The sequence below is a fragment of the Bradyrhizobium sp. 25ACV genome (assembly GCF_054863005.1).
Map to the genome: position 1 here is coordinate 106,862 of NZ_JAVAYO010000002.1, position 12,544 is coordinate 119,405.

At 65.1% G+C, this 12,544-nt stretch carries 11 protein-coding genes; 4 read left to right on the forward strand and 7 right to left on the reverse strand.

Annotated elements, in window-relative coordinates:
- Nucleotides 1-145 precede the first annotated feature (145 nt).
- Together RAD04_RS04275 and RAD04_RS04280 are read right to left on the reverse strand one after the other, a co-directional pair.
- The gene (locus RAD04_RS04275) at nt 146-3,022 is read right to left on the reverse strand and encodes an EAL domain-containing protein (protein WP_018318723.1); all 2,877 of its coding nucleotides are present in this window, start codon (nt 3,020-3,022) and stop codon (nt 146-148) included.
- A 139-nt stretch (nt 3,023-3,161) separates the two neighbouring features.
- Entirely contained in the window at nt 3,162-4,160 is a 999-nt protein-coding gene (locus tag RAD04_RS04280) for an NAD(P)H-quinone oxidoreductase (protein WP_461622779.1), read from the reverse strand.
- Between the two features lie 107 nt (nt 4,161-4,267).
- Between RAD04_RS04280 and RAD04_RS04285 the strand changes: the two genes are divergently transcribed.
- Nucleotides 4,268-4,459, forward strand: coding sequence for a DUF1192 domain-containing protein (locus RAD04_RS04285; RefSeq protein WP_461622780.1), 192 nt, complete (start codon nt 4,268-4,270; stop codon nt 4,457-4,459).
- 657 nt (nt 4,460-5,116) lie between these two features.
- Complete coding sequence (rcdA, locus tag RAD04_RS04290; protein ID WP_018318720.1) at nt 5,117-5,626, forward strand: protease adaptor protein RcdA; 510 nt, start codon at nt 5,117-5,119, stop codon at nt 5,624-5,626.
- 159 nt (nt 5,627-5,785) lie between these two features.
- Here rcdA and rpmE read toward each other — a convergent pair whose 3' ends face one another.
- Nucleotides 5,786-6,013, reverse strand: coding sequence for a 50S ribosomal protein L31 (rpmE, locus tag RAD04_RS04295; RefSeq protein ID WP_007599895.1), 228 nt, complete (start codon nt 6,011-6,013; stop codon nt 5,786-5,788).
- A gap of 197 nt (nt 6,014-6,210) precedes the next feature.
- On the opposite strand from rpmE, the gene RAD04_RS04300 reads away from it, so the two are divergent.
- Complete coding sequence (locus tag RAD04_RS04300; RefSeq protein ID WP_461622781.1) at nt 6,211-8,061, forward strand: ABC transporter ATP-binding protein/permease; 1,851 nt, start codon at nt 6,211-6,213, stop codon at nt 8,059-8,061.
- Between the two features lie 162 nt (nt 8,062-8,223).
- Here RAD04_RS04300 and RAD04_RS04305 read toward each other — a convergent pair whose 3' ends face one another.
- The 4 genes from RAD04_RS04305 to RAD04_RS04320 form a co-directional block, all read right to left on the reverse strand.
- Nucleotides 8,224-8,439: a hypothetical protein gene (locus RAD04_RS04305; RefSeq protein ID WP_461622782.1), complete on the reverse strand. Its 216-nt coding sequence runs from the start codon at nt 8,437-8,439 to the stop codon at nt 8,224-8,226.
- Between the two features lie 88 nt (nt 8,440-8,527).
- Nucleotides 8,528-8,974 (reverse strand): GNAT family N-acetyltransferase, encoded by a 447-nt coding sequence (locus RAD04_RS04310; RefSeq protein WP_461622783.1) that lies wholly within the window; start codon nt 8,972-8,974, stop codon nt 8,528-8,530.
- Entirely contained in the window at nt 8,974-10,002 is a 1,029-nt protein-coding gene (locus tag RAD04_RS04315) for a peptidoglycan -binding protein (protein WP_461622784.1), read from the reverse strand. Before RAD04_RS04315 ends, RAD04_RS04310 begins: the two co-directional genes overlap by 1 nt.
- A 144-nt stretch (nt 10,003-10,146) precedes the next feature.
- Nucleotides 10,147-11,166: a flagellar motor protein MotA gene (locus RAD04_RS04320; protein WP_165637246.1), complete on the reverse strand. Its 1,020-nt coding sequence runs from the start codon at nt 11,164-11,166 to the stop codon at nt 10,147-10,149.
- A gap of 167 nt (nt 11,167-11,333) precedes the next feature.
- Between RAD04_RS04320 and RAD04_RS04325 the strand changes: the two genes are divergently transcribed.
- Nucleotides 11,334-12,353: an SAM-dependent methyltransferase gene (locus RAD04_RS04325; protein ID WP_461622785.1), complete on the forward strand. Its 1,020-nt coding sequence runs from the start codon at nt 11,334-11,336 to the stop codon at nt 12,351-12,353.
- The last annotated feature ends 191 nt before the right edge of the window (nt 12,354-12,544 follow it).

The window sequence follows — 12,544 nt, forward strand, 5'->3', positions numbered from 1 at the left end:
GGTCTCTCCATATCCAACAGTATCGTAGGGTGGGCAAAGCGAAGCGTGCCCACGACTTCCGTCGCAGTGCTGGATGGATGGTGGGCACGGCGCAAGTGCGCCTTTGCCCACCCTACGAGACCGAATTCGGGGGAGGGACGAGCGCCTAGCTCGCCGCTTCGAGCCGCACTTCCGTCAGCAGGCGCATCGCCGCGTCCGCGTCCATCGGCTCGCCGAAGGCAAAGCCTTGCGCGTATTCGCAACCCATCTGGTAGAGCTCGACCGCGTCGGAATCGGTCTCGGCGCCTTCGGCGACCACGTCCATGCCGAGGTCGTGTGCGAGCGCGATGATCGACTTCAGGATCACCGGCCGTGTGCCGCGATTGGTGGTGCGCACGAAGGACTGGTCGATCTTGATGGTGTCGAACGGGAAGCGCTGCAGATAGGCCAGCGAGGAATGGCCGGTGCCGAAATCGTCGAGCGAGAGCCCGGTGCCGAGCTCGCGGATCCGCGTCAGCATCTGCGCTGCGTGCTCCGGATTCTCCATCACCAGCGATTCCGTCAATTCCAGCTTGAGCGTGCCGCGCGCCACCGATGAGCGCGACAGCACGGTGCGGATGTCGTGGATCAGATCGTGGCGCAGCAATTGCCGCGACGAGACGTTGACGGAGGCGAAGATCGGCTCGCGTGAGCGCATCGCGCGCTGCCAGATCGAGAGCTGCTTGGCGGTCTGGTCCAGCACGAACATGCCGAGGTCGACGATCAGGCCGGTCTCTTCGGCGATGGTGATGAATTCCGAGGGCGCCATGCGGCCGAGCTTCGGGTGATCCCAGCGCACCAGCGCTTCGAAGCCCGCGACCGAACGATCCTCGAGCCGCACGATCGGCTGATACAGGATCGTGAGCTCCTGGCGCTCGATGGCGCGGCGCAGCTCGCTCTCCAGCGTCAGGCGATCGGTCTTCCGCGCGCGCATCGCGGGCTTATAGACGTCGATGCGGTCGCCGCCGATGCGCTTGGAGTGATACATCGCAAGCTCGGCATCCTTGATGATCTCGTCCGTGAGCTGAACTTGCGGATCGGAAAGGGCGAGACCGATCGAGGCCGTGAGAAAAATCTCGCGATCGTTGAAGGCGATCGGCGCGCGGATGGTCTTGCGGATGGTCTCGGCGAAGGCGGTGATGCGGGCCGGGTCCTGCTCCGAGAGCAGGATCAGGCCGAACTGGTCGCCGGCGAGCCGCGCCAGCGTGTCCTGCGGCTTTAGGATGCGGGTGAGGCGGCGGGCCAGCGTCAACAGGATGGAATCGCCAACGGCGATGCCGACGGAATCGTTGACCTGCTTGAAGCGGTCGAGGTCGATCACCATCAGCGTCGGTCGCAGCGTCGGCATGGTCTTGGCGAAATGCGCCACCGCACCCAGCCGGTCCATGAACAGTTTGCGGTTGGGCAGGCCGGTGAGGTTGTCATGCACGGAATCGTGCAGCAGGCGTTCCTCGGCGTTGCGCAGCTCGGTTACGTCGGTGAGCGTGCCGACCACGCGCGAGACCTCGCCGTCCGAGCCGACCACCGGGCGCGCCTTCAGCGCGAACCACATGAAATGGCCGTCCGGCGTGCGCAGGCGGAAATCCTGCACCAGACGGCCGCGGCGCTGATCGAGCACGCTGTCGAGCGCGGCGCGGAAACGATCCTGGTCGAGCGGATGCAGCACTTCGAGCCAGGAGGCCGCGGGCCCTTCGAGCGTGCCGCGCTTGAGGCCAAGCAGGGCTTCGGTCTCGGGGCTGGTGAAGACCTTGTCGGCGGAAACGTCCCAGTCCCAGATCAGATCGCCGGACCCGGCCAGCGCCAGTGCGCGCCGCTCGATGTCGGAGACGACGCCGGTGGTGGCGCCGCCGCCGGCAAAAGCGTGCTGCATCACCGTGAACCCGATCAGCATCACGATCAGCACGAGGCCGCCGAGCAGCGCAGGGCCGACGATGTCGTTGGTGACGGAACCTGCGACCGTCATGCCGGCCGCGACCACCCAGACCACCAGCAGGAACCAGGTCGGGATCAACAGTACCGCGCGGTCGAAACCGTGGGTGGAGAGATAGACAATCAGCGCGAAGCCCGCGAAGGCGATCAGCACCAGCGAAATGCGCGCGATGCCGGAGGCCACCGCGGGATCGAACAGCGCCAGCGCCACCAGCGAACCCAGGAACGCGAGCCATCCCACCGTGATGTGCGAATAGCGCACGTGCCAGCGGCTGAGATTGAGATAGGCGAACAGGAACACCAGCAGCGTTGCCGCCAAGATCGCTTCACCCGCCGCGCGCCAGATGCGCTCGGCGTTGTTCGACATGTCGAGCACCTTGCCCCAGAACCCGAAATCGACGCCGATATAGACCAGCACCGCCCAGGCCAGCGCTGCGGCGGCCGGGAACATGATGCTGCCCTTGACGACGAACAGAATGGTCAGCACCAGCGCCAGCAGGCCCGAGATGCCGATCACGATGCCCTGGTACAGCGTGAACGAGTTGACCTTGTCCTTGTAGGCTTCCGGCTCCCACAGATAGAGCTGCGGCAGCTTGTCGGTGCGCAGCTCCGCGACGAAGGTGATGACGGCGCCGGGGTCGAGCGTGACGCGGAACACGTCGGCGGTCGGGCTTTCCTGCCGCTCCGGCCGGTCGCCGGTCGAAGGCGTGATGGTCGCAATGCGCGACAGGCCGAGGTCGGGCCACAACAGCCCCGAGGAGACGATGCGGTAATGCGGGGCGACGATCAGGCGGTCGAGCTGGTCGTCGGTGTTGTTGGCGAGCGCGAACACCACCCAGTTCTGGCCGCCCTCGCGGGCGCGCACTTCGATGCGGCGGACGATGCCGTCGGTGCCGGGCGCGGTGGAGACCTGGATGCGGTCCGCATCGCTGCGCTGATGCTCGAGCACGCCGGTGAGGTCGATCGCGGGCGCGTCACTGCGGACGCTGACGGCGTCGAGCGCGCGCGCGGGATACGCGGCGACAAGAATCATGAGGCCCAGCGCGATGGGCGCGAGGCACCTGATCAGACGCAAGGCCAGTTCTCCGCGTTCGACGCAAACTCTTCAGTGAAGACGATTTCAAACCGAACGGAAGTGGTTCGGTGCGTCGCGATAGATGCCACGAAAGCGAGGAAAATCAAAGGGTTTCCGGCGTCTCCCGTGGGCCGTTGGCCTAGACCTCCAACACAATTTTGCCAATATGTGCGCTCGTTTCCATGCGCCGGTGCGCATCGGCAGCCTTTTCCAGCGGGAAAGTGCTGTCCATCAGCGGTTTGACGCGGCCTTCGCGCAAAAGTGGCATCACTTTCTGCTCGATCGCGGCCACCATCGCCGCCTTGTCCGCATTACTACGGGGGCGCAGGGTCGAGCCGGTATGGGTCAGGCGCTTCACCATCACCTTGGCGATGTTGACGTTGACCTTGGGCCCGTTGAGGGTCGCGATCTGTACGATCCGGCCGTCGACCGCGGCGGCATCATAGTTGCGGTCGACATATTCGCCGGCGACCATGTCGAGGATCAGATTGACGCCGGCCTTGCCCGTCTCTTCCTTGACGACGGCGACGAAGTCCTCGGTCTTGTAATTGATGGCGCGGTCGGCGCCTAACTTGAGGCAGGCGTCGATCTTGTCCTGCGATCCGACGGTGACGAACACTTTCGCACCGAACGCTTTCGCCAGCTGGATCGCCATGGTGCCGATGCCGGAGGAGCCGCCATGGATCAGCAGCGTCTCTCCTGCCTTCAGGCCACCGCGCTCGAACACATTGTGCCAGACCGTCATCAGGGTTTCCGGCAGCGCGCCGGCCTCCTTCATGGACAGCGCGGGCGGTATGCTCATCGCCTGGGCATCCTGGGCGATGCAGTACTGCGCATAGCCACCGCCGGCGACCAGCGACATCACCTTGTCGCCGATCTTGTGCCGCTTGGCATTGCTGCCGACGGCAACCACTTCGCCCGCGATCTCGAGACCGGGCAGGTCGCTGGCGCCGGGCGGCGGCGGATAGGCTCCCGAGCGCTGTGCAACGTCGGGCCGGTTGACGCCGGCAGCCATCACCTTGACCAGGATCTCGTCAGGACCGGGCTGCGGAATGCTGCGTTGTTCCGGCACCAGCACTTCCGGTCCGCCGGGCTTGGAGATGGCGACCACGGTCATTTGCGCGGGCAGCTTGTCCATGATGTGTCCTTGGGTGAAGGTGCGGAAACGAGGCCCTTGCTTAGCCAGCGTGATCCAAGCTGGCAACCGCCTCAACATTGTGTGCGCGAACTTTGGGAGGGACGAGGATGGCGACGGAAGACGACGACCGCCCGCGCAAGAAGATCAGCCATGAAATCGGCCAGGACCTCTCACTCTTGTCGGTCGAGGAACTGACCGAGCGCGTCACGCTGCTCAAGACCGAGATCGCAAGGCTGGAAGAAGCCGCCACGAAGAAGCGCGCCTCGCGCGATGCGGCGAACAGTATTTTCAAGTCGTAGGGGGGCGCCAGCAGCTTGTCGTCCCGGACAAGCGCGCCCCAAGCGCGCGCCGATCCGGGACCCATACTCCCAGGGCGAAGTTGTTGCGCAAGACCGGCAACTCCGAGTCCTCGTCACCACGTCCGCCTGTGGTTATGGGTCCCGGATCGGCGCTTACGCTTGTCCGGGACGACACCGGAATGTGTTGCGCTAGCCTACGCAAAATACGCCTGACGTGCGCCGGGGGGACGACTGCGAGTTTTGTTCCCTGTCCCGCTCGGTCACTGGCCGACATGGCTAACGAACCCTCAAAAAATTCGCTCGTTTACGGTCGATTAAGCTTTCGGGTTTATGACTGGAACTGTCCTCGTTTGGACACCGAGTGGCTCCTGTCCACTCTGTTTGACGCCTCCCTGTTATCAACTTTCAAAGCCGCCGGTCTCCGGCGGCTCTTTTTTTGCGTTTTGCGCACAGGGTTTCGAGCGGCGTGGCTACCGCTTCGCGTCAAGAATATGCGTCAAAACAAGAGTCTCCGCCCAGTTGCATTCCGAGGAATGACCCGCGGAAACCATATCAGCGCTTGTCACTGGACTCCGCGTCCCGCCCGCGCAATGATTTGTTCATCATAAGCCGGCGCCAAAGCCGGGCAGTCAAACAGTTGCGTAAGAGGCGTTAACCATGGAACGTTTGCAGGCCGACGGCGCTCTCGTTCAACTCAGCGAGCGGTTCACCAATTCTGCGGCGTTCGGCGTCCTGTTCCGCGAGGGCATGGACCTCGTCGAAGAGACCGCCGCCTATCTCGACGGCGCTGGCCGCACCGAGGCCAAGGCGCTCGACCGTGCCGTCAGCCTCACCTACGCGACCGAGAGCATGCGTCTCACCACCCGCCTGATGCAGCTCGCCTCGTGGCTGCTGCTGCACCGCGCGGTGAAGGAGGGCGAGATGACGCTGAGCCAGGCCAATCGCGAGAAGACCAAGGTCAAGCTCAGCGCCGCCGATCCCGGCCCCACCGACACCATCGAGAAGCTGCCCTCGCAGCTCCAGGACCTGATCCATCGCTCGATGAGCCTGCAGACCCGCGTCCGCCGCCTCGACACCACCATCCACACACCGCCGGCCGAACACATCGCGATCGGCAATCCGCTGGTGCCGCACCTCAACGCGCTGAAGGCGGCGTTCGAGCGATAAGTCTCACGCCGTCATTCCGGGGCGCGCGGCGCGCGAACCCGCAATCTCGAGATTCCGGGTCCGGCTCTGCGAGCCGCCCCGGAATGACAGCCACAGAAAACAAAAAAACGCCCCCGGTTTTCCGGGGGCGTTTTTCGTCTCCAGCCTTTGCGGGCCGGATCAATCCTTTTTGAGAAAGCCCGAAAACTTCTTCTGGAAGCGCGAGACGCGGCCGCCGCGATCCATCAGCTGGGCATTGCCGCCGGTCCAGGCCGGGTGCGACTTGGGGTCGATGTCGAGGTTCAGCGTGTCGCCTTCCTTGCCCCAGGTCGAGCGGGTCAGGTACTCGGTTCCGTCGGTCATCACGACCTTAATTGTATGATAGTTCGGGTGAATTTCGGCTTTCATGGCAATTCCTCGGCGCCCCGGCGCCTTCTTGGGTGGCTATCGAATGACGGATTTGGGCGGCTCTATACCGCACGAAACCCGCTAAAACAAGCCATCCCGGCCGGTGAACCGGGTTTGCCCCCTAAGGGACTTCCCGGATTTGCCACTACCCTTGCCCCGGCCTATTGGGAGCAAACGAATGCAATGGGTTGGATCTCATGAGCGCAGTGGAACGGCTTGATGACCAGTATGCCGATCAGCCCGGAATGAACGCCGCGGACACGCCCTCGATCGAGGCCGAACTGATCGAAGAGCCGGCCAAGGGTCGCGCCAAGCTGCGGCCTCTGCTCGCGCTGGCGCCCTATGTGAACCGCTATCGCGGTCGGGCGGCGCTGGCCTTCGTCGCACTCACGGTCGCGGCGCTGACCACGCTGCTGGTGCCGGTCGCGGTGCGCCGGATGATCGATTTCGGCCTGACGCCCGAAGGCATCGAGCTGATCAACAGCTACTTCTCGGTGATGCTCGCGGTGGTCGGCGTGCTCGCGCTCGCCAGCGCCGCACGCTACTACCTCGTGATGACGATCGGCGAGCGCATCGTCGCCGATCTCAGGCGCGACGTGTTCGCCCATCTGCTGTCGCTGTCTCCCGCCTTCTTCGATTCCGCACGCAGCGGCGAGCTGATCTCGCGGCTCACCGCCGACACCACCCAGCTCAAATCGGCCGTCGGCGCCTCCGTGTCGATCGCGCTGCGCAATCTGATGATGTTCCTCGGTGCTGCGGCGATGATGGTGATCACCAGCCCGAAGCTGTCGGGCTTCGTTCTGCTGGCCATTCCTCTGATCGTGCTGCCGCTGGTCGCCTTCGGGCGCTGGGTGCGGCGTCTGTCGCGCAATGCGCAGGACACGCTTGCCGACGCCTCGGCCTATGCCGGCGAGCTGGTCGGCGCGATCCGCACCGTCCAGGCCTATACCAGCGAGCCATTCGCCGAGAAGCGTTTCGGCGGCGAGGTCGAGCAGGCTTATGAGGCCGCGCGCACCTCGACCCAGGCGCGCGCCGTGCTCACCGCCATCATCATCTTCATCGTGTTCGCAAGCGTGGTCGCGATCCTCTGGATCGGCTCGCATGACGTCCTCACGGGCGCGATTTCGCCGGGCCGGCTCGGTCAGTTCGTGCTTTATGCGGTGTTCGCCGCAGCCGGCCTCGGCCAGCTCAGCGAGGTCTGGGGCGAGGTCTCGGCGGCATCCGGCGCGGCCGAGCGGCTGTTCGAGATCCTGCATGTGGAGCCCGACATCAAGGCGCCTGCGGCGCCGCGCGCGCTGCCGGTGCCGGCACGCGGCGAGGTCGGCTTCGACCGCGTCAGCTTCGCCTATCCGGTGCGGCGCGATGTCAATGTGCTCGATGCCGTGTCATTCACGGTGCGCCCCGGCGAGAAGGTCGCGATCGTCGGTCCGTCCGGCGCCGGCAAGAGCACGATCTTTCATCTGCTGCTGCGCTTCTACGACCCGCGCAGCGGCGCGATCTCGCTCGATGGCGTGCCGGTCAAATCCGCCGATCCGCGCGACTTCCGTGCGTGCATCGCACTGGTGCCGCAGGAATCGAACGTGTTCGCCGCCAGCGCCCGCGAGAACATCCGCTTCGGCCGGCCCGATGCGACCGATGCCGAGGTCGAGCGCGCCGCCGAGCTCGCGCACGCCGCCGAATTCATCCGCCGCCTGCCCGAAGGTTTCGACACCCCGCTCGGCGAGCGCGGTGTGACGCTGTCCGGCGGCCAGCGCCAGCGCATCGCGATCGCACGCGCCATCCTGCGCGATGCGCCGCTGCTGCTGCTCGATGAAGCCACCTCCGCGCTGGATGCCGAAAGCGAAACGCTGGTGCAGACCGCGCTGGAAGAGCTGATGCGCCACCGCACCACGCTGGTGATCGCGCATCGCCTCGCCACCGTGCTGTCCTGCGACCGCATCCTGGTGATGGACCAGGGCAAGATCGTCGAGCAGGGCACGCATGCCGAACTGGTGGCCGCCAACGGGCTCTATGCGCGGCTGGCGCGGTTGCAGTTCGAGGGGGCGTGAGGCGCTGCGAGCGTCACCACAACGACGGTGTCATCGCCCGCGGAAGCGGCGATCCAGTACTCCGAGACAGTCGTGATCAATCGAGAAGCCCCGGCGTACTGGATTCCCCGCCTTCGCCGGGAATGACAGTTGAGATTGCGGCGGAAGCTTCGCGTACGTAAGTTATTTGCACTTCGGCGAGAGCGCAGGCACGTTTGGCCACGGCCAGTTCTTCCAGCTGCCGTCCTCTCCGACGCAGGCTGAGGCTGATGCCGTCTCTGTTGATTTGGAGACCTCGGGCGCAGCAAAACGCTGGTCGACATAGGTCGTCGATAAATATCCGGCGACGATGACGCCCAGAAACACCGAGGAACCCTTGGCAAGATCGCGCAGCTGCATCGATCGCCTCCATTCGCTTGTCATCGCTGACACAACGAATAACCGACCTCGCAGGATCCCTGCGTGACAGGCCTCACGCCCGCCAGAATTACGCCCGCCAGGCCATCTTCAGCACCGGCCGGCCCGAGGTCGGGTTCACATCGTCGCCGGCATGGGCAAAGCCGTTGCGCTCGTAGAAGCGGATGGCGCGGGAATTGTCCTTGTTGACGAGCAGCGTGATGCCTGATGGCGACAGGCGTTTCGCTTCGTCGACCAGCAGCCGGGCGGCGTCCGAGCCCCAGTGATCAGGGTCGACCACGAGCTGGTCGAGATAGCCGTCGCCGTCGATGGTGACGAAGCCGGTGAGGGCACCATTCTGCTCGGCGACGACAATGGACGCCTTCGGTACCAGATCCCTCAGCCAGCGCTCGCGCCACCATTCCAGCCGTGCCGCGAAGTCGATCTGCGGATAGGCCTGCTGCCAGGTGCGATGCCAGAGGTCGATCGCGGCGGCTTCGTCCTCGGGTCGGTAGGGACGGAGGTGGATCGCGCTCACTACCGCTCCGTCAGCTTCAGCTCGATGCGGCGATTGCGCTTGTAGGCCTCCTCCGTGTTGCCGGGATCGAGCGGCTGGAATTCGCCGAAGCCGGCGGCGACGAGGCGCTGGGCGGGCACGCCGAGCGAGACCAGATATTGCACCACCGAGATCGAGCGGGCCGCGGACAGATCCCAATTCGACTTGAAGTTCGGACCGTTGACCGGACGCACATCGGTGTGGCCATCGACGCGCAGCACCCAGGGGATGTCGCTCGGGATCTTCTTGTCGAGCTCGATCAGCGCGGCTGCCAAGGTGTCGAGCTCGGCGCGGCCCTCGGGCAGAAGCACCGCCTGGCCAGTGTCGAAGAACACCTCGGACTGGAACACGAAGCGGTCGCCGACGATGCGGATGTCCGGGCGGTTGCCGAGGATGGCGCGCAGCCGGCCGAAGAATTCCGAGCGGTAGCGCGACAATTCCTGCACGCGCTGCGCCAGCGCCACGTTGAGGCGCGAGCCGAGATCGGCAATTCGATTTTGCGATTCCTTGTCGCGCTTCTCGCTCGCATCGAGCGCCTCTTCCAGCGCCGCCAGTTGCCGCCGGAGCGCGCTGATCTGCTGGTTCAGCACCTCGATCTGGGCCAGCGCCCGCGCCGAGACCGCCTTCTCCGAATCCAGCGCCTTGCCGAGCTCGGAGGACTTGCCTTGCGCGTCGCTGCCGGCGGCAGCGAGGCCATCGTAGAGGCCCTTGATGCGGTCGCGCTCGGTCTCGGCCGAGGCGAGGCCGGCCTTCAATTGCGAGACCTGGTCGTCGAGCGTGAGCTTGCCGAGCTTCTCCAGCGACAGAAGCTCGTTGAGCTGGGCGATCTTGGCATTGAGCTGCTCCAGCGCCTTGTCCTTGCCAGTGACCTCCTGCGACAGGAAGAACTGCACCACCAGGAACACCGACAGCAGGAACACGATCGACAGCACCAGCGTCGACAGCGCGTCGACGAAGCCGGGCCAGTAGTTGAAGGCGCCTTCGCTGCGGCGGCCGCGCGCTAGAGCCATGTTGTCCGTCTCCACCTTCGTCCCGGACGCGATGCAGCGTGTAACGCTGCTTCGCAGAGCCGGGACCATATTGTCCCTGACGCTGGGCCCCGGCTCAGCGACGCATCATTTCATGCTGCGTCGCGTCCGGGGCACGAGATCGTCTCAGCTCTTTTCCGGCTGGCGGGCGATGCGCTCCAGCAGACGCCGGATCTCGCGGTTCTGCTCGCCCTGGCCGTCGGCCCATTCGCGGATCATCTGCTGCTCGGTGCGCATGTGCGAGACCAGGGCCTGGATGGCTTCGGCAAGGCTCGCCATCGCCGCCGTGGTGCCGCGGCTGGCGCTGCCTTCCTCGAGCACGGAGCGTAAGCGTTCGACCGCGGCCTGGAGCTCGCCGCTGGCGACCCCGCCGCCGCCGGAAGCGACCGCGACCTCGCCGCTGCCATATTCGCGCACGGTGGTGGCGAGCCAGTCTTCGAGGTCGGTATAGAAGCGGTTCTGGGCCTGGCTCGATTGCAAATCGAGGAAGCCGAGGATCAGCGATCCCGCGAGGCCGAACAGCGAGCTGGAAAACGAGATGCCCATGCCGCCGAGCGGGGCGGCGAGGCCCTCCTTCAGCGTGTCAAACAGTGCGCCGGAATCGCCGCCGACCTTGAGCCCGTCGATCACCTTGCCGACCGAGCCGACCGTCTCGATCAGGCCCCAGAAGGTGCCGAGCAGGCCGAGGAAGACCAGGAGGCCGGTCATGTAGCGCGAGATGTCGCGGGCTTCATCCAGGCGCGTCGCGATCGAATCGAGCAAATGCCGCATGGTGGTCTGGGTGATCGACATCCGCCCGGAGCGCTCGCCGCCGAGGATCGCCGCCATCGGCGCCAGCAGTTTCGGGTGCCGGGCCGGCGCCAGGCCAGGATCGGCGATGCGGAAATTGTTGACCCAGGAGACCTCAGGGTAGAGCCGGATGACCTGGCGGAAGGCCAGGATGATGCCGATGAACAGCACGCCGCCGATCAGAGCATTGAGGCCGGGATTGGCGAAGAAGGCCTGGATGATCTGCTTGTAGAGCACCACGCTGACCAGCGCGCACAGCACCAGGAAGACCAGCATCCGCACCAGAAAAACGCTGGGTGAGGATAGCTTTGTGTACTCGATATCCATGGGGGAGCGGGGCGAGGTGCCTGACGGCATGGCCGGTATCATCCATTCCAAAAGCTTGCGTGCGGTGCGCACTATGGCACAGCGCCGGCTCAAAAAAAGCGCCGGATGCGCCGATTTCGGGGACAGCTCGGGAACCCGGACCGGAAGCGGGGCTTTGATAAGAAGGTATCTGCAGAGATTCGCCATTCGGGGGGCGCATGAGCGTCGTTTCCGCGATCATCGGGACTGCCGAACGCGTGCCGCTGCCGGACGTCTTGATTCGCGCCGCGATCCAGCGCCTGTGCTCCCGCAGCGCAACCCGCCTCGCCGCGCATGATGCGGCCGCCGATGCCGCTTTCGCCGGGCGGATGATGCTGCGGCCGGTCGCCGAGAACGCGGAGGCCGGGCGTGAGGAGGTGCCCGCGGCGTTCTTCGCCGAAATGCTGGGCCCGAGCCGCAAAAATTCCTGCTGCTTCTACAAGACCGATGCGACCACCTTGCAGGAGGCGGAGGAGGAGGCGCTGCGCCAGACGGTCGAGCATGCCGGCCTCGCCGACGGCCAGACCATCCTCGAGCTCGGCTGCGGCTGGGGCTCGCTGTCGCTGTGGATGGCGCGGCAGTTTCCGCACGCCAAGGTGACGGCGGTGTCGACCTCGCAGGCGCAGCGCGCTTATGTCGAGGAGGAGGCGCGGCGGCGCGGTTTGCTGAACCTGCGCGTGGTCACGGCGGACATGAACGTGTTCGCGCCCGACGGCGAGTTCGACCGCATCGTCTCGGTCGAGATGTTCGAGCAGATGATGAACTGGCGCAAGCTGATGTCGCGGCTGCGGTCATGGCTCGCGCCGGATGGGCGCTTCTTCATGCAGATCGTCACCCATCGCTCCGGCTCGCAGCTGTTCGACCGGCTCGATCGCGAGGACTGGATCGCGCAGCACGTCTTCACGGGCGGGCTGATGCCGAGCCATCACCTCGTCAGGCAATTCCACGACATCTTCACGGTCGAGAAGGAATGGTGCTGGAGCGGCACGCATTATCAGCGCACCGCCAACGACTGGCTTGCCAATTTCGACGGGCATCGGGATGCGATCGAGCCGTCCCTGCGCCAGGTCTATGGCGAACAGACCTGCCTGTGGATGCGGCGCTGGCGCTGGTACTTGCTCGCGACATCGGGCCTGTTCGGCTATGCCGATGGAACCGAATGGGGCGTCAGCCACTACCGGATGAAAGCTGCGGGGTAATTGCGATGTTCCGCCGCAGCACGCGGCGATGGAACCTGACTCACAATCAGGTGAGTCCATAAAAGGTACATAAGTTCAACAGGATACATTGTGTGACAATGAGCCGCCTGCAGCACGCGTTGCATCGCAGCAGGTGCATTCTATTTTGACGGCATCAGCCGCACGGAATCGCCCAGAACGGGCCGCGCGCG